This is a genomic window from Allokutzneria oryzae (assembly GCF_042429765.1).
GTDB lineage: Bacteria > Actinomycetota > Actinomycetes > Mycobacteriales > Pseudonocardiaceae > Allokutzneria > Allokutzneria oryzae.
In genome coordinates this window covers 39109-64287 of record NZ_JBHLZU010000006.1, presented here as the reverse complement: position 1 = coordinate 64287, position 25179 = coordinate 39109, and the positions used below count along the sequence as shown (strand labels likewise).

Sequence of the window (25179 nt, the reverse complement as noted above, 5' to 3'; positions counted from 1 at the left end):
CACGAGGGCACGAGCGTGCGGGGGCGCGAGGGTACGGGGGCGCGAGGGTACGGGGGTGCGGGGGTGCGGGGGCCAGGGGTGGTGAGGTGGTGTTGCCACGTGCAGGACGCGACCTGAGACCGGGAAGGGCACACGGGTGTTGTGGCCCGGCCACCGGCTCCTACCACCACTGAGCGTGTCGAGCGGCCGGGGTGCCCGGTGGAGGGCAAGATCCGGGAAGGTCGTCGCGAGGAGGAGCGAGCATGCCCGGCAACACCTGGTACCGGCCGATGGTGGCGCGCAGCGCCGACGAGGGGCACCGGGCGGCGACGCCGCTGGAGCTGTTGTTCGACCTGTGCTTCGTCGTCGCGGTCGCGCAGGCCGCCGCGCGACTGCACCACGCGTTCCTGGAGAACCACGTCGGGCACGGCGTGCTCGGCTTCGCGATGGTGTTCTTCGCGATCTGGTGGGCGTGGATGAACTTCACCTGGTTCGCCTCCGCCTACGACACCGACGACACCGCGTACCGGGTCACCACGCTCGTGCAGATCGCGGGCGCTCTCGTGCTCGCCGCCGGAGTGGCCAGGGCGCTGGACAACGGTGACTTCACGGTGATCACCTACGGGTACGTGGTGATGCGGCTGGCAATGGTGGTCCAGTGGTTGCGCGCCGCCAAAGCCGACCCGCCGCACCGGAGGACCGCGCTGCGCTACGCGGTCGGGATCACCGTCGTGCAGGTCGGCTGGGTGGTGCGGCTGGCGTTGCCGCAGGAGTGGCTGTTGCCCGCGTTCTTCGTGATGGCGCTCGCCGACATCGCGGTGCCGGTCATCGCTGAGCGCGCCACGACCACCACCTGGCACCCCGGTCACATCGCCGAGCGCTACGGGCTGTTCACGCTGATCGTGCTCGGGGAGTCGATCCTCGCGGCCACCAACGCCGTGCGGTCGGCGATCGACGACGGGCACGGGTCGGCGAGCCTGTTCGGGGTGGCCGCCGCCGGACTGGTCATCGTGTTCTCGTTGTGGTGGCTGTACTTCGACCGGCCGTCCGAGGACCTGCTGACATCGCTTGGCACCGCGCTGCGGTGGGGCTACGGGCACCTGGTGATCTTCGCTTCGGCGGCGGCGATCGGCGCGGGCCTTGAGATCGCCGTGGACGTCGGCGCCGGCAAGGGCCACATCTCGGCACTCGTCGCCGGGATGGCGACCGCCGTCCCGGTCGCGCTGTACCTGCTCGGCGTGTGGGCGCTGCAGATCCTGCCGCGCGGCCGGTCCACCTCCGCCGTCGCCTTCCCCGTGGCCGCCGTGCTCGTCGTGCTGAGCCCGTTCACCGGGGCGCCGTTGTACGTCACCGCCGTGCTCGTCGCCGCGCTCGTGCTGGTCGGCCGCCTCCGCCCACAAAATCCATAGTGGACATTTGTCGGAGCGTTTCGGTTCGGTGACTCCGCGTGCGCACTCGATTACCCGAGTGCGCACGCGGAGTCGTGTTCCGAGGCCCACTCGCGCGATTGCATTCGGGTCACACCGAAATCGCGTGAGTAGGTGCTCGGAGCGCGGTGCGGATCTCACCGGAGAGTGGAGCGCGCCGGTGCGCTGGACACCTTGGCGTGGGCCGGGACCGCGTTGGTGGAGCCGTTTTCGCCGGTAGTACCAAGGAATCGCGCCGGTGCGGGTGCCGGGGAACGAAGTGGCGTAACGGGGTTTCCTGCGAACTCCGTTTGCTCCTCTGTGGACCCTTCCTTCGTCGTTCGCACATAAGCGATTCCGATGACGGCTTTCTTCGCGCCGACCGGCTCAAGAGCATGGGGCACCCCCAACCGGCACCACCTTCGGAGTCCCCATGGCCAAAGCCGCCCTTCTCGCCGCCGTCCTGATCGCCGGTGCCGCCGTCACAGCACCACGGGCCGCGGCGCAGGCGGAGCCCCCGACCAGTTGGCCGACGGCCTTCGCGGACGAGTTCGACGGCACCGAGATCAACCGCGACCGCTGGACGATCCACTCCGATGCCGAAGGCGACCGTTGCCTTGGCAACAAGGGGAACAACGAGCAGCTGGAATGGCACACCTGGAGCGCGCTCGCGGTGCGCGACGGCAAGCTCGTGATGACCGCGCGCAAGGACAACCCCGAGCCTGGCTACGAGTGGTCCGGAGCGCTGATCACCACCGCCCACGGCTGCGGCCAGGGGCCGGCGCAGGAGTTCCAGGTACGGCCGGGTGACTACATCGAGACGCGGCTGAAACTGCCCAAGGACAAGGGTTTCTGGCCCTCGACCTGGACCTGGAACGGGAACGGCTCCAACGAGCAGGACACCTACGAGTACTACAGCGACAACCCGTTCCGGCTCTACCTGACCAACCACTACGGCGAGGGCGGGCAGTGCCAGTACGTGTCCCCTGTGGACCTCACCCAGGACTGGCACACCATCGGCCAGCAGATCGGACCGGACGAGACCGTGTGGTTCCTCGACGGCAAGGAGATCTGCCGAAAGGGGCCGTACGCCGGGGAGGGCGCGCTGGTGCTGGACCTGTTCGTGTTCTCGAAGATCCCGCCGGAGGTCACCGAGGGCTCCATGGAGATCGACTACGTGCGCGTGCACCGCAAGTAGGCAACGTCCCGGTGCCGATCCTCCTGCCTGTTCGGCGGAGAGCATGGCAGGCGTGACCGGATCGGAGTCAGCAAGCCGAGCGCGACTGCGTTGGAGCTAAGTGATCTCGGCCCACAGGCACCACTGCGCCGGGACGCGCGGCCGCATCTGTGCCGGACAGTCTCAAGGGCTCGCCCTGATGGCTTTGAGGAGCAGTTCTGCCCCCATCTCGTAGCCGAGCACGGCCGATGGCCATCACTCGTCCGCGTCGCGCGTCCTCACAGGCGAGGCTGGCGAAGATGGGGCCACAACTGGTCAACAGCAGATCCGCTTCGCTGTTGACGGCTGGCGGCTATCCCCGGTGAGCCCGGATCGCGTGCGGACAGCCAGGCCCTTCCTGCTGTCGTGTATCTGGTGGGGTTGAGGGTCCTCTGCAGCTCGGAGACTTCGGCGTGCCCGACTCCGTCGCCGGTGAGCGGCTGACAGACCACCTCGCCGCCGTACACCCACCGTGAGCACAGCGTGGGTGGACGGCGGCTACGAGGCCCTGCCCGCCCCGAAGCCATGATCCACATCGCACTGATCGACAACGTGGCCCGCCGTGCCCCCGGGGAATCGACCCCGACCTGGTGCGGTACGTGACTCCGAACAAGACAGAACTCCCGCGACCAGACGCTTTCTTCAGGAGCAACCACAGTCGCCACGTGAGACATGGTCCACAGTGAGGCCGACCGCTCTGTGCTGGAAATAGCAAATAGGGCTACTGGTCCTGATAGTGGAAGTGATCACGCGCTTCGGCAACGGGGCACGAGGTCGGTACCCGGCTGGACGATGAAGAGCCGGGCACCGACCTCGTGTCTGTTGGTGTAGAAAATCTACAACGAAGGGCAGAATGCGCCTTTCAGGGGTGCAAGCAATTTGCTGAGAAGTTTGCGGCGAGGTCTATCTTATTCTTCGATGCTCTGTCGGGAAAAGCGTGCAAGACACATCTTCGACTTGTGTTCCGGTGGTCGCGGGGGGCTATTCATGCTGGGGAGCACGATTGGTGGCCGTGAAGCTAAAGCGGCTGGCTGATGGGATCGCACCAGGCATGCACAATGACCGTGACCTGCCACATGCCTCCACCGGCCTGGGCGTATGCGTGCTCCACGGTGGTCTGCTTGCAGTCTTTGTTTTGAATGCTCTCGAATGAGTTCATCAGGTAGATCGCCCTATTGTAGGCGGCAGTGTAGATCTCGCTAGTGCTGAAACCATAGGCCCAGCCCTCGAAATCTTCCAGGGTTGGGCTCGCCGAGACGCTCGTCGGGGTGGTGTCGTTGCCGTGAGTGAGGGGCGCTGCCTCGGCGGGTGCTGCGGCAACGGTCGAGATGATTGCGGCTGCCGCGATCGCCGCCGTGCTTCCCAGTCTCTTTGAGTAATTCTTCACCTGTTCATTCCTTTCCTGGTCGCCTTGGAGGGGGCGCTATTACTTTCCGGTCCGCGTGAAAAATCGAGCGTTCCCTCCTGTGGGCCTTCCTGTGCCCACGGGGAGCTCGCCGGAACGACGTCGTGGGAACCTTAGGCAGAGGTTGCGAGGTTCTCTTTGGTGACGCGTGTGCACGAGACTGTGGCGAGCGCATTCCAATAGGTGCCGTCGGCGCTCTGCGACGTGCTGGGGTTCGTTCCAAAGCCGCATTCCCAGCCGTTGCGGTCCTCGTGGTTGGCCTTGATTTTTGCCTTCGTGAGAGCGTCGTACTTTGCGGCCGATTCGGTCGGCCCGGCGCCGAGTACGTAGTAGTACTTGATCTGGATTCCCGCTGTGCCGGCAGGTGTCATGGGTGCGACCGTTGCCGAGGCGGTACTGGCGGCACCGGTGAGGCTGAGCGCGATCAGTGCGGCTGCGGTGATGATTCGGCGAGTGACAGGCATTGCAAGGCCTCCTGTGTCGAGGTAACTGGTGTGGCCCTGTAGTCGGGCTGTTCGGCGTGCGGCCGATGTGGGGTTGCTAGTGGGGTGTGCACGTTGCTCGGTGACGCAGGTCGAACTTCCAGATCCCGGACTGGTTGATGGGCGTGGCCGACAACAAGGATGGATTGACGCAGTTCACCAGCTCGGCGTACTCGTGGTGTGCGAGTTTTCGGGCTGCGTCGGCGGCTGCATAATTGAAGGCTGCGGAGTAGTCCGCGCTGTAGCCCTGGCCGCCGTAGTAGTAGGGAAAAACTGCTGAGGCGTGTGCCGGGATTGCCAGAACGCTAGCGGCCGCAGCCGTGACGAGCCCCGTAAGTACTGCGACGGCTCGGGACTTCGGTGCTCTGCTGGGCTTGTCCATCCGATCACCTCTTGTGAAGTAGTGGCGCGAGAAGATTGCCATTTTCCGAAAGGAGAGGTGGAGTGAGCAGCGGCAACGCTACAGCCCTCCTGGGCTGTCGGAGTGAGCTCATTTGTGAAATGTTGACTGGAATGACATCCCACGTGTGAAAGGGCTGTTTGTCGTGATGACGATGGCAGTCGTGCCGGTGACTCGGAGCGCGTCTGCTGACGGCGATGGTGACCGAGGTGGCCGTTGCCGCCGTGAGGCCGGTCGCGAGGGGGCGAACCAAACGGAAGGAGGCGGTCCGGGGCGCAGGCAAGGCGGGTCCGTGGAGCTGGGTGTGGGTGCGGGGCTCTGAGTTCGGTTCGCCCAAGTGGTCCAGGCGCCCAAGGCGAACCAGCACCATGCCGGGGCCGGCCGCAGTCGGACCAGGACCCGGATCGGCACGTGTCCAGCCGGGCTGCCGTTGGCCGTCGGCGTGCCCGCGGCGAGCTCGCACGACGGCCAGGCGCTCAAGCCGATGCCCATGGCGACCCCAGGAATCCGGTCGCATCCGGGGAGGGCCCCTTCCCGGATGCGAAGCTGCACGCGGACAGCACTGACGGCGTCGATCACTTCCGCCGATGGTCACGCGGCCGCGGGACCGTCCCGCGCCTCGCTCGAGAGGCATCGATTCCTCTCCGTGCCTCGCTCGCGTTGAACGCATCGGTCCGTGGCTGTTCGACTGTCGCCGACTGACCGGCCGCTACGAACGCCACGCCCGCCACTGCGGCCTGCTCCACCTCGCCACGGCGCTGATCGGCCTCACACGACTCACCAGAACCACCACGTCAGATCAACTCCAGATCGTCGTCGCGCTTCCACGGTTCAGGTGGTTGCCCGAGTTGACCTCTTCTGCCTTCCGGGAGTCGTCGGCGATCAAACTTCGCCCGCATCTGCTTCTTGGTTTTCGGGATCGCCTTGTCTGGGATGTGCAGTCTCAGGGGCCTGATTTTCGCACTCGGGCAGTTGATGTCCTTTGCCGTGCATACTTCAATGATCTTGTCGGTTATTCAGGAGCGGCAGTGAAGTGCTGGTTTGGTGTCAAAGCGGCGGCGCGGTCATGTACTGCTCCGTGCAGAGCGTTGTGCGCTGCGGTCCGTGTTCACGATCTCGCGCGTTCACGGTCGCAGAGGAGGTGTTCTCGTGGGTGGTCGGGTCGTCGTCGTGGCATCGAAGTGGGATCGTGACTCGAAGCTCGTGGCGCAGAGGCTCATGAGCAAGTCCGTTGAGGTCATTCGGCTCGACATCGAAGAACTTTCTCATTCCGTGGTTCTGGAACTCATTTTGGATGGCACTGCGGGTAGTCGTCGGCAGTTGCTTCTCCGTGATACAAGCCGCGTCATCGACTTGGATTCTGTGGCTTCCGTCTGGGTGCGAAGCCCCATCGACTGGACATTCAGTGAAGACTTGCTGCCCTGGCAGCGCGCCTTCGCCGCTGTGGAGACGGGGAACATGGTGAACGCGCTGTGGGAGTCATTGGACTGCTTTTGGATGAGCCGTCCGAGCGCAATTGAGGCTGCTAGCTGGAAGGGGGAGCAGCTGCAGCGTGCTCGCAGTATGGGCTTAACCATTCCGAAGTCTTTGATAACAACCGATCCTGTCGCCGCGCGCCGGTTCGCTGAGAGCTGTTCAGGGAGTGTCATCACCAAGACTCTGGCCAGCGGCCTTGGCCTCGAAGTCGTAGAAAGAGCTTCTTCGTCGGGTTCCTTCCCCAGTGGCAGGAACCGCGACGCTCCGATGGCTGAGAAGTCGAATGCCGCCGATGGCGTTGGATTTGTTCCGTGGCTGCTGCAGGAGCATATCGACAAGCGGGCGATGGTGCGCGTCATCGTGGTTGGTGACGCAGTTTTTGCGGCAGAGGTCCGTTCCCGGGACCGGCAGATTGCACCGACTGCGTCGACGCGCTCCGACGACGAAGTCTCGTGTGAACCGGTCAGACTGCCTGCGACCGTGGCGGAGCGGTGCCATGCCTTCGTGCACAGTTATGGACTGACCTTCGGGGTGGTCAGCATGGTCCAGAAGGGTTCGGGGGAGTACGTCTTCCTTGAGAACAACCCGGTCGGCTCGTTCCTCTACCTCCAGGAGCAGATCCCATCACTCACGATCGTTGAAGCCGTTGCTGACTGCCTCATGCGGGCCTCCTGCTCCTGAAGGGCGGTGGCGATGATGAGGAGTTCCGCTGCGGCGGGATGGTGAGCCTCCGTGATGAAGTCGTTTTCAGTATTCTGGGCGCCCGTTCTCAGATCGACACCGATGAGGGACAGTGGGGGGCCACGTCCGCTGATCGAGTAGGCCGAGGTGGTAGGCGCGTGCTACCAGTACGGCGGCGTTGTTCGTCGTACACCGCAGTCTTCGCGCGAGGACTCGGAGGTGGTAGTCCACCCCGCGCCGGGTCATGCCCAGACGACTGGCTATCTCGACGAGAGAAAGGCCCTCGGCGCGCATCGCCAGCACGGACGCCTCGGTGTCGTTGAGGGTGATGGCGGCAGTGTCGATATCATCCGGCTCCCCGGCCCTGACGATCTCCACGATGCGGTCCGAGCCGTCCTCGGGGTCGGTGACCCGTACGGCGGTGACCGCGGCATCGACTGCAGAGGCGCTCAGCCGTCGGTATTTCTTGCTGTAGCGTGCCGCGTTCACTCGACCTGCCAGCAAGTCGGTGAACGGCGAGCGCCATTCGTCGCCCTCGGCCAGCTGTCGTGACGTCATCCTGCGCAGCTCCGACACCCTCACTCGGACCAGCGCGCAGAAGGCGGGATTGGCGTCGATGACGTCACCGGTCGTTGTCATGACGACCATCGGCGTCGGCGTGTGCCCGAACAGCGCTTCATGTCGGTTGCGCCACCGAGCCAGCACCGACTTCGTTCGCGCAAGATCGCTTGTGTCGACCCAGATGCCCGCCAGCCGGGTGATGTCCTCGAACGGAACGGGAAAGCGATAACCAACCGCGTGCGCCTCACCGCTGTCCCCCGTGGTGCGGATGCGTCGGGGAGTTCCCGCGGCCAGCGTCAGTTCGTCCTCGCGCCGGTTGCACCGGGCGATCTCCGGTTCATCCAGATCCTCAGTGGCCTTGCCGATGATGTCCTCGACCGTGGAGAGGCGGTAGTGATCCAAGTAGGCGCGGTTGGCCCACACGTGCCTGCCCCTGGCATCTTTCATGTAGGCGGCCGTGGGCGCGTGGTGCATGAAAGCCTCGAAGCGGTCGTTGGCCAGCTGGGCCGCGCGGCGGGCGTTCTCCAGCTCCGTTACATCGGCGTAGACACCGCCGACCAGCGCAGACGGTTCGCTGGGAAGGGGGAAGACGTACCCTTGCTGGCAGCGCTGTCCACCGTCAACAGTGAACTCCGCACGGACGGCTACCGACTCCCCACGATCGACGAAGGGACCCTGCTCGACCTCGTCGAAACCCGATCGCCAGGAGGAGCCGACCGCACTCGCGGTTGCTCCCACCACATCGTGGAGCTCACGCTCGCCGAGCGTGCGCAGATGTGCCCGGTTGGCCCAGACGTAGCGGTCGTGCCGGTCTTTGATCCACGCGTCGAAGGGCGCGTGGTCCATGAAGGCGGTGAAGCGTCGTTCTGCCTCCTCGGCGCGCCTTCTCTCGGCTTCTCGTTCGCTCACGTCGAGGGCGAGATGCCCGACGAGCGGGTCACCACCCGGTCCGCTGAGCGCGAACCTGACCTCGTCCATCTCGCGCGAGGACCCGTCCGGGTGGTGCCACCGGCCGGAGCTGGACACCGGGAGGTTCGTCGCGAGCACCTGCGCGTCCAGGTCCATGCTGTGCCTGACGTCCACACCCGGCTGCAGCTCGGCCACGGATCGTCCGATCAGCGACGCCATGCCGAGCCCGGCCATCGCCTGGTACTCCCGCGAGGCCCAGACCGCTCGACCGAGGCGGTCCCGGACCGCGACGAGGGCCGGAAGGTGGTGCAGCACGTCGGCGAGCCAGGCTGAGGAGTCCGTGTCGGCGAACGACGCGGCGTAGCCGGACGTCAGCGGCAGCAGCACGCCCACCGCGCCGACCACGCGGTCGGCGGAACGGACCGGCCAGAGCGAGTACAGGTGGGGTCCCCCGGGCAGGTCGACGCGCCACTGGACCTTCTCGCCGGAGAGGGCTTTGCGGTGTGCGCGCCACGAGGTCAACCTCCCCGGCTCGGCCAGCTCGGACGGTTCGGGGCCGAGGAACGACGCCAGCGGGGTTCCGCTCTCCGGACGGTGGGTGCCCGGCCAGTCGAAGATCGCGCCCACGGCGGCGATGAAGCGGAGTTCGGCATCGACCGCCCACATCCCTACCGGTGCGCTGTCGAACATCGAACGACCCCGGCCGTCACCAGGTCGAGGCTGTGCTTGCATGAACGGAGCCATTCCCTTCGCGCGACCGCGCCCGCGCAGATTTTGCGCGCATTTCTGCGAGTGTGCAAGTTTTGTCGTGGACTGACGTCCGGAAATCCGCTTGCGTCACGCGCCCAGACAATTCTCCCCAGCGCTGTCGCGGCAGAGTTGGGACACCGTGAGCGCTGTGCTCAGGACGACGATTCCTTGAGTTCCCGTCGGGTCGATGCCCGTGAGTTGTCGCACTCTGTCCATCCGGTAGTTGAGAGTTCGACGGGCGATGTACAGCTCTGCTGCGGTTCGGGTGCGGTCGAGGTTGTTGCGGTAAAGGGTGGTCAGGGTGGTCATCAGATCCGGGTGCCCCTCCAGGGGAGCCAGTACCCGGCCGAGTCGAGCGGGTGTGTCGGCCGAGTTCAGCACGCCTTCGAGGACCAGCACGTCCTCCGGAGTGCAGTAGCGTCTCTTTCCCAGCGTGGTGCCGCGGGCCAGCCGACATGTGCGGAGTGCTTCGGTGAACGCTCTCGGGATATCCGCGGCGGAGTTGGCCACCCCGACGCCGATCGTCTGCTCTTGCGTGGCCGGCTCCACCTGGTTGATGACCTCGTCCACCCGGCTGAGCACGGTTCCCGTGTCGTCATCGGTGAGCGGCAGCAGGAGCACCTGGTGACCACTGCGCCGCGTGGTCATGCAGTCGTGGGGGAGCAGTCGCGGGGGCCACTGCGCCCTGTCGTCGCCGGAGAACACGCAGACAGCCACGCGATCGGGGACCGGATGGCGCAGGGAGCCGGTGACCGTGTCGACCTCGCTCCCGGACAGCAGCGCGTCAGCGAGCAGGCGGCGTTCCATCGCGAGCCGTTGCGCGGGATCCACCCGGGAGGCGTAGGTGCGAACGGCCAGGTCGAACAGCGGCGAGGAATGCTCGGCCATCCAGCTCGACAGAGCGTTCATCTGGGCGTAGTCCTCGGGCTCTGCGTGTGCCCAGTAGAGGCTTGTCGTGGCCGCGACGCACAACCGCCCCCCGGTGAGCACCTCGGTCAAGGGCATGCCGTTGTCAGCGAGGGTCGCGTAGAACACGCCGTAGGGTTCCAGGTCAGCCGGTTGGTAGGGCTGGCGCTGCGCTGCTCTGAGCAGTCGCGTTCGGCTTGCGAAAACCAGGATGTCGCGATACGTGGAATTCGGGATGACAGACTTCATCGAGCGGCGTTTCGCTTCCGCTGTACTGCGGCAAACGACGTCCTCAACAATCAGTGGAATCTTCTCCAGTAGCCGGGTGAACACAGACCCCGACGGGTCCGCCACCTCTTCTCCTCCGCAGCTGCGAGCGGCCTTTGACATCGTCATCGGAGAGCCTCGCTTCTGATCTGCCGGTACTTGGTTCGGCTGATCCCCGCGTCGAACGACCGCGGGGAGCCGATAGGTGTACTTTGGCCGACCTGCTCCGAAATGGTCGCGCCCCGGCGCCCCGGCTTGCTGTGCATGTGCACACAACATTCATCCACTCCCAAGGGCAGCGATCATGCTTCCCCTCATCGGGCCTGGTGGCAGCACGTCGTGCTCGTTGGAGGAACTGTGGAGTCGAGCTTGTGGCCGACGTGAAGCACATGGCGGAAGAGCGTTTCGCCACCACTGTTGTAGCCCGCACGGACGACAGCGTGCTGCCTTGCGCCGACACGAGGTGTGTGCTCGGTTTATGAGGGCGCCGTTCGGCGGGGCGAGTCCTCCCGCGGTGGGCTGCTCTCGGCCAGCAGGCTCCGCAGGTCCGAGGTCCATCCCCGTGTGCCGACCACACCGCTGCTGCGAATGTGCCCGTTGTCGATCGCGTAGTAGAACGGTGTCTGCCGGCGCGGGTTGTACTTCTTCGCCAGTGGCGAGTCGGTGGTCACGACCAGCACCGGTTCGACGAGGGCCGAGTCCTGCGCGTACTGCTCGATGTCAGCTCGGGAGTCGTAGCGGTCTTCGAAGAAGACGGGAACCACGGTGACGCCGACTCTCGCGGCCACGTCGCGCAGACCGACCAGGCGCGGTACATGGCGCCGGCATTCTTCGCAGCCCGGCGAAAGGAAGACCAGCACCAGGGGTGCCTTCCCGTGCCCACTGCTGGTGAAGGTTCCGCCGCCCAGGGTTCGTTCTTCGAAAGCAGGTGCCCTGCCTCCGTTGGGAAGCACCGGCAGAGTGGCCGGGCCGAGCTCAGGTAGCAGTACCAGGAGCCCGCAGACCAAGGCGGCCAGCACGATCACCAGTACTGGATCCGTCGCCGTCGATGTCCGTTCGGTCGCCAGCAGCGCGAAGCCGCAACCGGCCGTCACCAGCAGCACTCCGTTGCGCATGAGGTGCCGCGCCGACACCGGCGCCCGTCCCGGACCGAAGCAGTGACAGACCACATCGCCCCGGGTGCGCAGCATCGTCACGACGACGATGCTGAAAGTCGTCAGCAGGACGAGAGCTGCGGGGTAACCGATCGCCGCCCACACCCCGCCTCGGACAAGTGCGATCAGGACGGCCGCTTCGGTTGCTCCCACCACTGCGGCGGTGGCGGCCCTCAGCGATCGAGGCACGACGCGGGTCATCGTGAGGTAGTGCGCGAAGCCCGCAGGATCGCGAAGCTTTCCCAGCAGCGACACGGTGAACACGCTGATGAGCAAGGCGCGGCAGAACAGTTCGAGGTCGGCCATGCTCACCCGTTCTCGGTGGTGTCCCACCAGGCCGACGTCTCGGGACGGTCCGGCCGGGCCGGCAGGCAACGCTGCCACGCCGTGACCCCTCCCGCCCTGAGGAACCCGATGGTGACCGGGTCGTGGTCAGGCGGTCCGCTGATCGACGGAGATGCCGCTGCCAGCACGTCCCAGCACCAGCTGTCGTGCGCGTCGGGCAGATCGGTCAACACCAGCCCCAGCGACCCTGCTTCAGCGCGGGTGATGTCGTGGTCGTGGCTGTGGTAGCAGGTGACGAGCCGGGCTGCCAACCGCTCCCGGGCATCTGGGTCCGGCACCTGCCGTGCCGCCAGTTCTCCGATGATGGCGAGCATGTGGCGTTCGGCTCGCAGGAGCGCGCCGACCGTGCTGGGGAAGATCCGCTGGCTCACCGTTGCGAACGCTCGTTCCGCGCCCTCCTGAAGGCCACACCACTCTTGCGCGAACGTCGTGAACGCCCGCAGCTCGGCTGTGGAGATGTGGTGGGGCCCAGCGGTCGATGTCGCGCTGATCTGGCTCAAGTGCGGATCCAGCGGTCCGAGGCTCGATGCCGGACCGAGTTCGAGACGGTCAGCGGCCAGGCACAGCAACGTCCCAGCAGACCGGGCGTGATCGGCCACGAGAACGGTGAGGTCGTCGGTGTACTCCCGGACCAGCAACGCAAGCCGCCGCGCGACATCCACCTTCCCGCCGAAGGTGTTGAGGAGCAGGTCCAGTGCGGGTACCCGGCCTTGGGCCCGCAGGCAGCGGGCGAGGATCGGAACCAGCTCCGGCTCCAGGGACTGCACCGCGATGACCGCCAGCGGGCGTCCCCGGGACCGCTCGAGACGGTCGATCGTCCCCTCTACAGCGGTTTTCTCGGTATTCATGCTCACACCACCTGTTCGCTGGAAGAGAGATACGGCGCGCAGTAGAGGTCGTAGAGGTTTCTGTAGCGACCACGCCTCCGGCTGAGCTCGTCGTGCGTTCCGCGTTCGACGACGTGGCCGTCCTCCAGCAGCACCACTTCGTCCGCTTGGTGCACCGTCGTCATGCGGTGGCTGATGAAGACGGTGGCGCGGTCAGGTGTCCGCCTTGATCCGAGAACGGTCTGGAAGAAGTGGCGTTCGGTTTCTATGTCCAGTGCAGCCGACGGTTCATCGAGCAGCAGGATCGGACTGTCGCGCAACAATGCCCGAGTGATGGCCAGGAGCTGGCGCTGTCCGCCGGAGAGCTCATGTCCCCGTTCGAACGTGCACCCCAGTACGGTTTCGTACCCCGACGGCAGCGCCTTCGCCACGCGTTCGTGGAAACCGCTGCTCAGGGACGCGGCGAGCAGCGCCTCGTGGTCCTCCAACACCGCTATGTCACCAAAACCGATGTTGTCCCACGCTGAGAGCTCGAAGACGCTGAAGTCCTGGAAGATCCCGCTGAGCCGGGCACGCACCTCCTGCTGGTCGAGCAGTGCGATGTCGATGCCGTCGAACAGCACCTGACCCGTGGTCGGGCGGTACAGGCCAGCCATGATCTTGACGAGCGTGCTCTTCCCAGCGCCGTTCGGTCCGACGACCGCGGTCGTCCGCCCCGGCACCACCGCGAGGTTCACGTCTCTGAGGGTCGGCTTCGCCGCTCCTGGGTAGGTGAACCCGACCCCACGCAGTTCGAGCAACGGGCACTCCCGCACCGGTTCGGTCGCGATCCCCGGCCCCGGTCTGCGGGCCTCGACATCCGGTGTCCTGGCGAGGAAGTCCAGAACGTCACCGGCGTGCAGCCCACCTCGGTAGACGTGCATCGCCACCTGTGCTGCATTCGCCGTGCAGTCGTGCAGCTGACGAACGGCTTGGGTGTAGAGCGTCCACGCGGCGATCGTGAGCGAGCCGTTGACCACCTCCAACACGGCAAGACCGATCAGGGCGGGCTGGGCGAGCGTGATCACGCACTCCAGCACCACGGCACGCCCGGTGCGGCCGTGAACCACCAGCCGCTGGTCGGCGTAGAGCGCGTCGAGTCGGCGACGCAGCCTCCCGACGAGCAGTGGACCCAGCCCGAACAACCGGACTTCCTTGGCGTTTGCCCTGTCGGTGAGCACCCCGGCCAGGTAGTCGGCCTGGCGCCGCTCGGAAGTCTGCCCGCGATCGAGCTCGTAAGCCGCTCGCTGCACCCCGCCTTGCACGAGCAGCGAGGCGACCGCCGCAGCGGCGGTGACGGGCAGCGCCCACCAGTGCCACCCCACGAGCACCCAGGCCAACGAGACCGCGGTCACCCCCAGGCCCACACCAGCCGAGAGCTGCTGCACGATCATCACTGATCGCGTTGACGCTTCCCTGGCCCGCCGCATCTCGTCGTAGAGCGCGGGAGTTTCGAAGGAAGCCAGATCCAGCTCACTCGCCTTGGCCGCGACCAAGAGCGTGATGTGGTTTCTGACACGGGTCTCGAACAACTCACGCGTGGCCGCCGCAACCTGGTTCACCGCCGCGCTGACGACCTCGATGGCGAGGAGAAGGGCCAAGAGCCAGAAGAGTTTCTGGCCCCCGATCGCCACGCCCCCCAGGGAGCTGACGAGCAGCTCCATCAACGACGCGGCAATGACGATCTCGGCGACCGGAACCAGCCCGCGTACGACGGTGATCGCGGTGAGAAGGCAGGACAACCCGGGACTCGCCGACCAGATCAGGCGGACCACCCGAGCCAGCACGCGAGCGGATCGGGGCAGATTTCTCAGTCGCCCCAGCGCTTTTGGCTCATCCACCGCGTCCTCGCAGGAGGCAGGCGACCAAGGCGTCCGTTATCCGCAGCTCCGGCACGCGTTGCTCAACGTAGAGGAACTGACCGACCGGGTTGTTCTCGAGGAAGACGTACTCACCCCCAGGTGTCTCGATCAGGTCGATCGCACCGAACGAGAGGCCGTAGCTGTGCACGAACCGGATGCACCGATCGGCCACCTCGTGGGGCAGGTCAACGGCCCGGTAGCGCACGGGGATATCGAACCGGCGACTGTCCAACATGGTCTCGGCGTGCTCCTGCGAGTGGATCTCCGCAGCGAACAGCTCGTCACCCACGACGGTCACTCGCAGCTCGACTCGCTTCGGCACCCGCTGCTGGAACAGAGCGGGGACATGACAGATCAACTGGGCGTGTTCGAGCACCTGCTCTGTCACGAGAGTGGTGCTCAGTCCCACGTGCGGGACCTGCCTGCCCGGGTCCGCGCGCGCGGCAGCCGTTGCGCTGGCTCCGCCGGTGAAGGTCTTGGTCACAACCTCCCCTCCGCACTCGGAGTGGAAGCGGTGCAGCTCTGCCGGGTCGGAGGTCACCAGGGTGCGGGGAACGGACAACCCCATGCCGCGAGCTCGCACCAGTTGCTCCATCTTCCACGAGGCTGCCTCGATGTTCCCCGGCCTGCTCATCCAGAAGCAGTCCAGGGCGCTCCACAGACCGAGCACGGCGTTCCTCGTCTCGGCCTTGGCGAACTCCGCTTCCCAAGGCAGGAGGGAAGGAGACGGCTGCCAACGACCGGGCCTGCGCACCCACACAGCCCGAACGCGTGCCGGGTCGACACGACGGCGGCCAAGGCGGAGCCCCATCTCCCCGTGCCACCCGGCACGCTTGAGCCGCAAGCGGAACTCGGCCTCGGCCGGTAGTTCCTCGGTGTTGACGCGAACTACCTCCGCGCCGGCACGATCAAGCTTGCCGACCACGACATCCGAATGCGTGTCCTGCTGAGCAGTGAAGACGATGATCATGACTCGGCCGTCCCGGCGAACAGGGCGTGGCGGCGGTTCGCCGCCACGCCTGCGGATGTTCGGCTACCTGGTCCTCAGCAACCGGTCCAGTAGTCGCCAATGGTGGTGCGGTTGTAGGGGTAGAAGTTCGTCACCGTGCACGGAACGGCTGTGCTCTGAGGACTCCCGACCCAGGTCTGGCTCTCCGCGTCGTACCGCCCGGCATCGTCCGACGCCGTCAACGAGAGCTCTTCGGCCGTGAGCGCACGCGCCGTGGTGAAAGAGAACAACTTCGACATGGTCATTCCTTCCCGGAGAACCGCTCAGCACGTGGTCCAGTAGTCGCCGCGCGTGATGGTGGTGTAGGGGTAGAAGTTGCTGAAAGAGCACGGCCCGGCAGCCGCCTCAGACCCACCGGTCCACGTCTGTGCGTCAGCGTCGTAGTGGCCGGTGTCCTCCGGCGTGGTCAGCTGGAGTTCCTCCGCGGTCAGCTGGCGAGCGGAGGCGAACGAGAACAGATTCGACATGTCACTTCCCAAACGTCATGGATCTCGCGGAACAGGGGAGGTGTTCGGTCTCAGACCTTGCTGCTTTCCCCGCCTCATCCGCGAGGCAGCTCTGGGCAGACCTGTGGCTGATCCGTTGCCCTAATGTGCAACGCGCAAGCGCTTGGCTGGCGTGCTGGGGAGCCGGGAAGAGGGTTCCGCGGCTAGGGCGCCGTGCTGTTGGTAACGGGTGAGCGCGTCGGCCTGTCTGTCAAGGCGGTGCCCGGCCAGCGGTGCGGCGGTCGCCCCGGTCACCAGTTCCGGCAGCAGTTCGTTGTGGCGGCCACGGTCCAGCTCAACGCAACGCCGTTCCTGGGCGAGCGGAGCGGGCAGGTCGTCGAGACCGCATGCGGTCAGACCGGCGAAAGGCTCGTTGCCGCGCCACACCGCCAGGGTTTGTTCCAGCAGCGGCAGCGGCTCCTCCGCGGAGTGTGCGGCGGCCATGAGCGCGCGAAACGCGTGCAGGTCCACGGTGTGCGCGGGTGCCGCGAGCCGGTATCCAGCGTCGGCACGGGTGATGGTGATCCCGGCCGGGGTGAGCGTGCTGTGCAGGCGGGAGAGATGGCTGCGGAGGGTCTCGTGGGGCGAGGCCCGGCGGGTCCTCGCCCCACGCGTCGTCCAGCAGCGCGGGTACTGGAACCACTCTGTTGACCTGGACGAGCAGCAGCTTCGCCGCGCATGCCCGAGCGGCAGGCCAGCCCCACGAACCACTGCCTCGACCCCGCCGAACAGGCGGAACTCCACCAGGCACACCCGCACCTCCCGCGGGTCGCTTTCCGACTCGTGCCCGATGCGTACAGCGGCGATCGGCGTCGTCAACTCGCCCAGATGCGCGCGGGCAGAGTGAGGTGACCAGTCAGTTCAGGACGACCAGCGCCGTGTTCAGCGCTGTGGCGAACAGGATCCATGCCAGATAGGGAACCTGGAGCAGCGCGGCGGCGCGGGAGCGTTGGGAGAACAGCCAGATGCAGGCCACTACGACGATGTCGAGGGCGATGATGTCAACGAGCGCGACAGTCCGAAGCCCGTTGCCGAAGAACAACGGGCTCCATGCGGCGTTGAGCACGAGCCCGGCGGCATAGGCGATCAGGCCGCTCTTGGCCGCACCGGCTCGCCAGTACAGCCAACCCGACAGCGCGAGGAGCACGTACAAGACCGTCCACATTGGTCCGAAAAGCCAGGAAGGAGGCGCCCAGTCGGGCTGGCGCAGGGCGGTGTAGGTCCCTGCCGCGTCGCCGGACGACAGAGCGCCGACAACGGCGACCAGTGCCACGGCCACACCGAAGCCCGCCAGGGCAACAGGTGGCGAAGGTGTGCGGACTGCCATCGACATGTCCATCTCCAAGGGCTCGGGTCAACGGAGTGGTACCCGCTCGGCTCGCGACAAGTCGCAACGCGAGAGCGTTCACCGACCTGTTCGGAGCCGTGCGGGGCCCGGATTGCCGTGGCTAGCGCCTGTCCTGCAAGTCGTCCCGATGCCCCGAGGCGGCGCGCCGCACTCGTACCCCCGTGCGCGCGCCGACGTGGGCTGGCGTGGTCGAGGTTTTCGCTTTTTGGAAACTTAGCGCGCAAAAGAGCGCTCTCATTTCGCGTTAAGGCTCCATAACGCGAATTGAGGGGCACGAGGGAGAGGGGTGGTGAGGTGGTGTTACTACGTACAGGACACGACCTCGTCGCGCCGCCAGACGGGGTTCAGCCGGAGCTGTTCGGGCACCCGCACCGGTCACCGCCGCTGGTAGCTGGGCGGCGGTGGTCGGCGTGCTGGAGCTGCGTGTGCCCGCCGCGGTGGTGGCCGCGCTCGTGGACGGCGTGGACCTGGCCGCCTTCACCGGTCCCCGCTCCCTGGGCGTGGCCGAGCAGCGGACACCGGCGGTGCGGGCGCGGCAGCGTGGCGCGGTGCTGCTCCCGTTGGGGCCGTGGCCGTCCGCTGATGTGGCGCTGCGGTGCACCAGCGGATCCGGACCGTGACGCCGCCGCGTTCGAACCCGTCGCCGCGCGCCCGCGGCGATCTGCTCATCCCATGATCCAGTCGCGTCGTCTTCGTAACGACGAGGCGTGAGCACATAGCCGCTGGACTGGCCATCGCTGGTGGTCGAGGCTCCCTAGATCACCGCAGGGGCGCGGTCCCCCGTCGGCGACTGCATTGTTCAACGGTGTGGGCACGAACTCGACATGTCCACCGAAGCAGGAACTGAAGGCGGTGCTGTGGCGGATCGGAGTGCGCCGCTTCCGCCGCTCCTGGTGGGGTTTTCGTCAGTCGGAGGTCTGCTTGTCCAGCCAGCCGTGCCGTTCGATCAGCACACCGGCTTCGAACCTGCTGCGCGCGCCAAGCGCCGTGAGGATGTTGGCGATGTGCTTGCGCGCGGTGCGGAGCCCGACGCCGAGTTCGCGGGCGATGTGCTCGTCCTTCTTGCCCATGGCCAGCAGGCGGACTATGGACCGCTGGATTCCGGAGCAGGGCGGGACCTGGTCGCAGGCCTGGTCCGAAAAGGACCACAGGGAGTCCAAAAGGGACTTGACGAGTGCGTGCGCGCCGGGGTGCTCGTAGACGTAGAACTGCCGCCTCGCCGAGTGGGGCGTGCAAGAAGCGCCTGACGCGAGCTGCGGGAGCACCACCGCCCCGGCACGGTCGCCGACGATGACCGCCGTGACGGGGACCTGCCGACATGTCCGCAGCCGCACCCGGCGTTCTGCGGCGAACGCGGCGTGGAGAGCGGACCCGGTCGGGCCGGCTGGCACGACCAGGTGCAGGTGGCGGCCCGGAGGGATCAGCCGAGGCGTAAGCACCGCGTCGACGCCGCTGTCCGCGAAGCGCGTGCCGGGGCCGGCCGAGCACGCGAAGACGTCGTTGGGGCTCGCGCGGAGGTGGTCGGACAGGAACGTGTGGGCTTCGTGCTCGTCGGCGACCGGTTCGAACAGGGCCGATGACGTGGTCCGCTCGGCGAAAGCCCGGTGCAGCAGGTTGTAGCTGTGCCCGAGCGCGGAGATCCGATGGCGGTGCTCGGTCAGCACGGTCTGCGCCTGGCGCATGAGGGTGTCGACGGCGAGGCCCGGATTGACCGCTTCCCAGCCGGATCCGGGAGCGGGGCGGATCAGTCCGACGTCGGCGAGCTGAGTGATCGCCGCAGTCGGGTCGTCACCGCGGCCGCAGCCGGTGTCGACGCCGAGGCTGCCCGGGTCGAGGACGATCCTGCGGTACAGCTCCAGCGCTTCGGTGCTCAGCCACGTGCCGGCCACGGTCGGGTCCGCGTCGGTCGTCATCACATGCCTCCGCCGCTCGCGACCAGCCCGAGCATGGCCTCCTCTGCGGGCAGGTAGCCCAGCCGGTTCATGCTCATGTGCAGGTGGTGGAAGAACAGGTGCACGCGCCGGGACGGCCCAGCGGCGTGGATCCGGCGTGCCAGTGCGTCGCTCCAGCTGCCGAGGCGGTCGAGTTCGCCGTCGGCTGGTGGGGTGTCTTCCATCGCGCGGGTGACCACGGCAAGCCGGGAGCGCAACGCCTCCTTCGTGAGCCTGAGCGGGCGCAGGCTGTTTCCCCAGTACGCGCGGTGATACGGCCAGAAGTCGCGGATCTCGGCGTCGGTGAGCACCGCGTTCGCTGCCTGGCGCATCAGGTGGACAGCGAGGGCGGCACGCGCGCCGGTCGCCGGCTTCGTGGTGGTGTCGAGGTCAAGCATGAGCTCGCTGGACTCCTGGAAGCACCGCTCGGCGTCGGGGAGGTGGTCGGTGCCGTACTTGTCGAGCTCTGGTTCGTAGACGTCGAGCCGGACGCCGGGAGGGCCTGAGACGTCGAGGGTTCCGGCTTCAGGGATGAGCCGCCGGTGCACGGTGGCCGACGGGGACGGATCCGCGCTGTCGGCGAGTTCGTGGAGCGGGCCGCTCCGGTGGGCGAGCCCGTCCAGCGCGTCCGGGTGCGCGCGGATGCGGAGGCGGACGTGGACGCCGGTGGGGTCGACGTAGCGGATGAAGTACCAGCAGTCGGCGCCAATGTCGTGGACGGTCTGCCTGGCCCAGCGTCCTGCTCCGGCCACTGCGGCGTCCATGGCGGACGGCGTGCCGGGGTAGACGCTGGCGAACCACCACTCGCGGCCGGTCATGCCGTCGCTCCCGGTCGCGGCCAGCGCAGGCCGACCGCGTACTCGCTCGCCAGCCGTTGGCCGGACGGTGAGCGGAGGGAGTGTTCGCGGGAGCCCGGCAGTGCCTCCGTGACCCTGACCCAGCCGTGCTCCGGCAGCTCCTGCCGGAGCACGGCGAGGGAGACCGCACTGCGGAGGTCGGTCCACAGCGGCTTCGCGGTGAAGTCCTCTACCCGTCGGCAGAACACCTCGGCGGGGATGCCGTGCTCGCGTCGCCACCGGTTCGCGCGCAGCACCATGTCGCTCTCGCTTTCTCCTTTGCGGGGCAAGGGAAGACGGTCCACCGGGCACAGCCAGCTCGCTCGTTCGACCACGGTGCGTCCCACGGTTCTCCGGGGCAGCGCCACGACTTCGGTCGTGTCGCGTGGCGCGGTGAGGAAAGGACGGTCCCCGTAGCCCCTCGGCAGCACCCAGGGGTTGGCGAGGGCGCTCAGCAGCCGATGGAGGCCGACGCTGAGGTGTGTCGGGACGAGCCCGAGGTAGGCCAGGCCGACGGGGCGGTCGTCGGGGCCGAGCAGCTCCAGGACGTCCCGGTCCGGGTCGTGTACCAGCGTGGTGCTTTCGAGCAGGAGGTCGCCGGGCCTGGCGGACATGCCGTCCCCGGGCACGGTCAGCGCGGGCAGCAGGCCGGCGGAGGTGTGCTGGGCCGTGGTGCACGCCCGGCTGGGGACGATCTCGTGGTGCGCGACATCCGGCCACAGCGCGGAAAACCACTCGTGCAGGGCCCCGGACAGCCGGTCGCCCAGGACTCCGGTGAACCTGCTGACCAGGCCGCCGACGCCATCGCAGAGCTGGTTCACCACGAGGAACCGGCCCCGCTCGGTGTCGGCCACCTGCACGAGCACGGCCGTCGTGGGCGGCGCGCTGGTGATCCCGACCGGGAGGTGCGCTCGTCCGGCCGAGTCGGTGCCCTCGCGGTCTCGTGCTTCCGCCTGGGCCATCGGCTGGGCCGCGCGGTCTTCAACCGTGAGCGCGGCGAGGAACCCGAACACGTCATGGCAGCGGCCACCCCGGCCGAACCGGGACACGAAGGCTTCGAGCAGGAAGTCGTAGAGGTGGCTCCGGAACACGTGCGGTCGCATGTCCTCGGCGAACGAAGTCAGTTCAAGACCTGTTTCGGCATCGAGTGGATCTGGCACGGCGAAGCCGGTCGCCGCGTCTTCGTAGACCAGGTCCGGTGTCCACAGGCGGAGCCCGCTCATGGCGCGCCACTCCGTCTGCGCCTGCTGCACCGTCGCGACCGCTGCCGTTCGGTCCGTCACCGTGGAGCCGGCGACGTCACGCGCAGCGCGTTGCACCTGTCGGACGTGACGGGTCAACGGGTGGTCGGTCTCGGTGCCCTCCAGGACGGAGAGCAGGCTGCCAAGCGGGTCGGTGCCCGGCCAGCAGGCGACCGGGAAGATCCATCCGCTGTCGAGCATGCGCAGGTACCGGGCCCACGGGTCCTTGCCTCCCAGGAGGGTGAGCAGGTCGCCGAGGTGGTAGTCGTGTTCGTTGTCGGCGGCGAACAACCAGGCCGGCGCAGCATCGTCGTGGGCGACCGAAGCGGACATCCACGGAAGATGGCCGAGCCCCTCGGCGTGGCCGTGCACGAGGAAGCCGCCCGGTGTCCGGGCCGTGTGCGGTGCGACGCGGTAGCGCAGCAGGCGAGCAAGCTCGCGATCGCGGGCCACGGCGTGCAGGGCCGTGTAGGCGACGGCTGCTCCGGCGTAGCTGCGGATCTCCGTGCTCGCGACGCCTGGCAGGGCCACCGTCGTCAACTGCGCGTAGGGGCTCGTCTTCAGTGCTGTGCGGGTGACGTAGGAGTACAACGTGCGCAGGTTGCGGGCGTCGAGGCGGCCGGTCCGTGCTTTGGCCAGACCATGCCTCGCCCATCCCGGGGCGGCGAGGGCGAGGGACCGGACGAACGGATCGTGCTTGAGCTGAGCGATCAGCCACGCACGTGCGCGTTCGCTGTCGGAAGCGACGGACACGGTCAGTTCTTCGCGCAACCGGGCCAGTTCGGCCGTTTTCCACCGGTACAGGGTGAACGTGCCCCGTACTCGCGCGGGCAGGTGCGCGGTGAGGTCCTCGGCGTCGTTCGGGAGGTCGGAGCCCTTGTGCGCGGCCCGTTTCACCGCCAGTGCGAGACGGCGCAGCATCGGCGCGTCGTCGAGAGACGGAACGAGGTCATAGCAGGCGTTCGCGACTGGTTCACCCACCGTCGGCAACTCCGCCGCGAGTGCTTCACAGCGCTCCAGCAGATCTGCGGTCTCCGCACTGACCAGGTCACACGTGTCAGCGGGCAGACCGGCGACCCGCGCGAGCGTCCACGGTGCGAAGACGGCGGCGGGATCCGGGGAACGGCGGAGCGGCGAAACCGGAACGACATCCAGACGACTGGTCATGATCTCTCCTCCTGGCCGGCCGGCCGGATCGGCGCGGCCAGCAGCAGTAGTCCACAAAGGACGGCGCGGCCCGCTCCGTCGACCGGGGCGAGCGGCCTGAGCTCGTGAGTCGCGAGGGGACGGCAGCGCTCGGCGCGCAGACCCGCGGAGTCGGCGGCGAGGCTCATCGCCGCGCACTGCCTGCCCGCGGTGGTGAGCAGGAGCCGGTAGCCGTGGCCGCCGTGTTCGGCCACCGCGGTCTCGATGTCGCCCAGCAGCGACAGGACGGCCGAGCGGGGCCTGAGATCGTGGTGCCCGGGGGAGAGGAGGCCGAACGCCCCGTCCTCGTGCGCCACGGTGATGCCGTCGGGCAGGCCCGCGACGTCGCGGGCGGACACCACCAGCTCGCAGGACCCGCTACCGACCGCCTGCCTGCCCTGGGCGAGGATCGTGCGCAGGACCGCCAGGTTCAGCTCGCCGTGGGCGGACTCCCCGCGCAGGGCGTGCGACGTCACGGAACGGCCGGTGGGCGGGCGGTGCCGTGACGGTGTGCTCACGCGCCCGTCCTCCACGCCGAACGAGGCCAGCACCTCGGTCATCTCCGGCCGCGGGATCACGACGCGTCCCCGATCGCGAGCACGGCGAGCACGGGTTCGGCCGCCGGGTCCACGTTCAGCAGCCGGGAGATGTCGCCGTCGGGCCAGGCGTCGAGCACTTTCCCCCGTCCACCGAGGCAGGTCCGAATCCGCTCGATCGCCCAGCCCGCCTCCACGAGCAGTTCGTGCAGGGCCGCACCGCCAGACCACGATGCGGCCGCCGCCAGGGCTCCGGTGAGCACGACCAGCCCGGGTGGCGACATCGGCGCGGTGCTCAGCACGGCTAGTTCCGGTTCGTCGCGAAGCACCCCGAAGACGCCCTGGTTTTCGCCGTCGGGGAGCAGCAGGTGGCAGTGCATCGACGCGACCGTGTTCCCCGACCACGCCCGCTGGACCTCCGCCGCGAGACCCTCGGCGGGGACGCGGCGGGCGAGTGGCCATTCGACGAGCGGTGCGGGCGTGCTGGGCGCGGGAGTGACCGGGCCGAGCGCGGCCTCGTACCGGGAGGCCGCACTCGCCCGGCTGGGTGCGGAGTCGATGAGGACGGAACAGGAAGGGCAGCCGGGACGGCTGGCCCGGGCCACGAGCCGGGTTCGGCCGGATTCGAGGTCGAGGTGCTGGGCCTGCGACCAGGTGACGTCGTCGTGGCCGACGGTGGCGAGCACCGGGATCCGCGCCGCGACGAGCGCCGCCGCGAGACCGTGGTGCGCGGCGGGCAGCGAGCCGGGCTCACTGGTGCCTTCGATGAGACAGTGCGGGCAGGGGTTTGTGCCGAGGTGGGTGACCGGTCCGATCACGAGCTCGGTTCCGGTTGCCCGCACCGGGAGCACGACCGCACCCGCATGCCAGCGTTTGGTCAGTTTCCCGGCGTCGCTTCCGATGACGAGTGACCCGCCCGATGGGTGATGGCGTTCGCGGGTGCTCGATCCGGCGCGCACGATGGCCGCGAATGCGTCGTCCCCCACCACCTCGACGGCCGTTCGGGCGAAGACAGCCCGCAGTGCTTCTCCACTGCGCGGGTCGGCGCGGTGTCCGGCCACCAGGGCAAAGAATCCGGCTTCAGTGGAATCGGGCTCGCGTGCCGCAGCGGCGGTTTCCACGGCGCCGTGCCGGGCTAGCAGGGACAGCACGGCCTCGACGTGCCGTTCCGGCGTTCCGATCGCCTCAGCGATGCGCGGGACATCGCGGACGCCGTCAGCGGCGGCGAGCAGGGCGGGCACCAGTGTCGTGGCCGCTGTGCCGCGCAGCCGTGCCGGAGGCACCGAGCCGCCCAGCAACAGGGTGTCGTCGAGCACGGCCGTGCGCAGGCCGCGGCGGCGGATCACAGTCATCCGGCCACCTCCGCGGCAGAGCGCAGTGCGACCGCGAGACGGTCCCAGGACCGCTCTGCCGACCCGGGAGGATCGCAGCGCGGGCAGGCATGGACAGCCACCACCCGATGCTGTTCGAAGGTGCCACGGACCAGGTCGACCTCGCACACCGCGGCTGATTGTCCATAGTGGACGAAGGTGTGCGCCGCGCGGTGCAGCAGGGCGGCCGCGAGCGGGATGTGCTCGGGCAGGAACGCGTGCTCCTCGGCGGGCGGCAGCAGGGCGGACAGCTTCGCCTGCGGCGAGTGCTGACGACGCCGCCGTTCCACGCAGTCGGGGCAGGGACCCTGCCCAGGCCCGGCCACCGGGCCGCACCGCAGCGAGGACCCGTCCAGCACCAGCGGGATCCAGGGCAGCCGTTGTGCCTCCGCCTCCCGCGCGACCGCGTCCAGCACATCGCGGTGCCCGCTCTGGGCCACTCCGGCCAGGAGGTGCGGGTCGCCGGAGGTCCGGTCGCCGAGTGCGGCGAGCACGCGGCTCCCGAACGCGCCCGCGCCGGACAGCCGCAGCTTGACGCCGCTGGGCGAGGTGTGGAAGACGGATTCCATCGCG

23 protein-coding genes are annotated in these 25179 nt (G+C 67.8%); 4 read left to right on the top strand and 19 right to left on the bottom strand.

Translation table 11 applies throughout. The features are described from left to right. Positions 1 to 242: 242 nt before the first annotated feature. Together ACFFQA_RS07155 and ACFFQA_RS07150 are read left to right on the top strand one after the other, a co-directional pair. Positions 243 to 1388, top strand: a complete 1146-nt coding sequence (locus tag ACFFQA_RS07155) for a low temperature requirement protein A (protein WP_377850866.1) — start codon at positions 243 to 245, stop codon at positions 1386 to 1388. Positions 1389 to 1818: 430 nt separating this feature from the next. Beyond that, on the top strand, positions 1819 to 2583 hold the full coding sequence (locus tag ACFFQA_RS07150) for a glycoside hydrolase family 16 protein (RefSeq protein ID WP_377850865.1): 765 nt from the start codon (positions 1819 to 1821) through the stop codon (positions 2581 to 2583). 1036 nt (positions 2584 to 3619) lie between these two features. Here the strand turns inward: ACFFQA_RS07150 and ACFFQA_RS07145 are convergent. From ACFFQA_RS07145 to ACFFQA_RS07135, 3 genes are all read right to left on the bottom strand, one after another. Next, entirely contained in the window at positions 3620 to 3988 is a 369-nt protein-coding gene (locus ACFFQA_RS07145) for a hypothetical protein (protein ID WP_377850864.1), read from the bottom strand. A 131-nt stretch (positions 3989 to 4119) separates the two neighbouring features. Further along, the gene (locus tag ACFFQA_RS07140; protein WP_377850863.1) at positions 4120 to 4470 is read right to left on the bottom strand and encodes a hypothetical protein; all 351 of its coding nucleotides are present in this window, start codon (positions 4468 to 4470) and stop codon (positions 4120 to 4122) included. A gap of 76 nt (positions 4471 to 4546) precedes the next feature. After that, positions 4547 to 4870, bottom strand: a complete 324-nt coding sequence (locus ACFFQA_RS07135) for a hypothetical protein (RefSeq protein ID WP_377850862.1) — start codon at positions 4868 to 4870, stop codon at positions 4547 to 4549. 1167 nt (positions 4871 to 6037) lie between these two features. Between ACFFQA_RS07135 and ACFFQA_RS07130 the strand changes: the two genes are divergently transcribed. Next, positions 6038 to 7045, top strand: a complete 1008-nt coding sequence (locus ACFFQA_RS07130; protein ID WP_377850861.1) for an ATP-grasp domain-containing protein — start codon at positions 6038 to 6040, stop codon at positions 7043 to 7045. Between the two features lie 66 nt (positions 7046 to 7111). Here the strand turns inward: ACFFQA_RS07130 and ACFFQA_RS07125 are convergent, their stop codons facing one another. The 10 genes from ACFFQA_RS07125 to ACFFQA_RS07080 all read right to left on the bottom strand — a co-directional run bounded on the left by ACFFQA_RS07125 (position 7112) and on the right by ACFFQA_RS07080 (position 17492). Beyond that, positions 7112 to 9205 (bottom strand): PAS domain-containing protein, encoded by a 2094-nt coding sequence (locus ACFFQA_RS07125; protein ID WP_377850860.1) that lies wholly within the window; start codon positions 9203 to 9205, stop codon positions 7112 to 7114. A 147-nt stretch (positions 9206 to 9352) separates the two neighbouring features. After that, the gene (locus ACFFQA_RS07120) at positions 9353 to 10525 is read right to left on the bottom strand and encodes a PucR family transcriptional regulator (protein ID WP_377850859.1); all 1173 of its coding nucleotides are present in this window, start codon (positions 10523 to 10525) and stop codon (positions 9353 to 9355) included. 389 nt (positions 10526 to 10914) lie between these two features. After that, positions 10915 to 11898 carry a TlpA family protein disulfide reductase gene (locus tag ACFFQA_RS07115; protein WP_377850858.1) on the bottom strand — a complete coding sequence of 328 codons (984 nt, stop codon included), beginning with the start codon at positions 11896 to 11898 and terminating at the stop codon, positions 10915 to 10917. A 2-nt stretch (positions 11899 to 11900) separates the two neighbouring features. Then, positions 11901 to 12785 (bottom strand): SDH family Clp fold serine proteinase, encoded by an 885-nt coding sequence (locus tag ACFFQA_RS07110; RefSeq protein ID WP_377850857.1) that lies wholly within the window; start codon positions 12783 to 12785, stop codon positions 11901 to 11903. Between the two features lie 2 nt (positions 12786 to 12787). Further along, on the bottom strand, positions 12788 to 14590 hold the full coding sequence (locus tag ACFFQA_RS07105) for an ABC transporter ATP-binding protein (protein ID WP_377850856.1): 1803 nt from the start codon (positions 14588 to 14590) through the stop codon (positions 12788 to 12790). 46 nt (positions 14591 to 14636) lie between these two features. After that, entirely contained in the window at positions 14637 to 15635 is a 999-nt protein-coding gene (locus tag ACFFQA_RS07100) for an ATP-grasp domain-containing protein (RefSeq protein ID WP_377850855.1), read from the bottom strand. A 74-nt stretch (positions 15636 to 15709) separates the two neighbouring features. Next, positions 15710 to 15913, bottom strand: a complete 204-nt coding sequence (locus tag ACFFQA_RS07095) for a hypothetical protein (RefSeq protein ID WP_377850854.1) — start codon at positions 15911 to 15913, stop codon at positions 15710 to 15712. 24 nt (positions 15914 to 15937) lie between these two features. Beyond that, entirely contained in the window at positions 15938 to 16141 is a 204-nt protein-coding gene (locus ACFFQA_RS07090; RefSeq protein ID WP_377850853.1) for a hypothetical protein, read from the bottom strand. A 120-nt stretch (positions 16142 to 16261) separates the two neighbouring features. Beyond that, on the bottom strand, positions 16262 to 16978 hold the full coding sequence (locus tag ACFFQA_RS07085; RefSeq protein ID WP_377850852.1) for an AfsR/SARP family transcriptional regulator: 717 nt from the start codon (positions 16976 to 16978) through the stop codon (positions 16262 to 16264). A 37-nt stretch (positions 16979 to 17015) separates the two neighbouring features. Further along, the gene (locus ACFFQA_RS07080; protein ID WP_377850851.1) at positions 17016 to 17492 is read right to left on the bottom strand and encodes a TspO/MBR family protein; all 477 of its coding nucleotides are present in this window, start codon (positions 17490 to 17492) and stop codon (positions 17016 to 17018) included. Between the two features lie 425 nt (positions 17493 to 17917). Between ACFFQA_RS07080 and ACFFQA_RS07075 the strand changes: the two genes are divergently transcribed. After that, positions 17918 to 18127: an ImuA'/RecA-like NTPase gene (locus tag ACFFQA_RS07075; protein WP_377850850.1), complete on the top strand. Its 210-nt coding sequence runs from the start codon at positions 17918 to 17920 to the stop codon at positions 18125 to 18127. Positions 18128 to 18412: 285 nt separating this feature from the next. Here the strand turns inward: ACFFQA_RS07075 and ACFFQA_RS07070 are convergent, their stop codons facing one another. The 6 genes from ACFFQA_RS07070 to ACFFQA_RS07045 are packed head-to-tail and all read right to left on the bottom strand — an operon-like array spanning position 18413 to position 25175. Continuing rightward, positions 18413 to 19420 (bottom strand): helix-turn-helix transcriptional regulator, encoded by a 1008-nt coding sequence (locus ACFFQA_RS07070; protein WP_377850849.1) that lies wholly within the window; start codon positions 19418 to 19420, stop codon positions 18413 to 18415. After that, entirely contained in the window at positions 19420 to 20256 is an 837-nt protein-coding gene (locus tag ACFFQA_RS07065) for a thiopeptide-type bacteriocin biosynthesis protein (protein WP_377850848.1), read from the bottom strand. The genes ACFFQA_RS07070 and ACFFQA_RS07065 overlap by 1 nt, the downstream gene beginning before the upstream one ends. Continuing rightward, positions 20253 to 22682, bottom strand: a complete 2430-nt coding sequence (locus ACFFQA_RS07060; RefSeq protein ID WP_377850847.1) for a lantibiotic dehydratase family protein — start codon at positions 22680 to 22682, stop codon at positions 20253 to 20255. The genes ACFFQA_RS07065 and ACFFQA_RS07060 overlap by 4 nt, the downstream gene beginning before the upstream one ends. Next, positions 22679 to 23278 (bottom strand): hypothetical protein, encoded by a 600-nt coding sequence (locus ACFFQA_RS07055; protein WP_377850846.1) that lies wholly within the window; start codon positions 23276 to 23278, stop codon positions 22679 to 22681. The genes ACFFQA_RS07060 and ACFFQA_RS07055 overlap by 4 nt, the downstream gene beginning before the upstream one ends. Beyond that, entirely contained in the window at positions 23275 to 24588 is a 1314-nt protein-coding gene (locus ACFFQA_RS07050) for a hypothetical protein (protein WP_377850845.1), read from the bottom strand. The genes ACFFQA_RS07055 and ACFFQA_RS07050 overlap by 4 nt, the downstream gene beginning before the upstream one ends. Then, positions 24585 to 25175: a TOMM precursor leader peptide-binding protein gene (locus tag ACFFQA_RS07045; RefSeq protein ID WP_377850844.1), complete on the bottom strand. Its 591-nt coding sequence runs from the start codon at positions 25173 to 25175 to the stop codon at positions 24585 to 24587. Before ACFFQA_RS07045 ends, ACFFQA_RS07050 begins: the two co-directional genes overlap by 4 nt. Positions 25176 to 25179 lie beyond the last annotated feature (4 nt).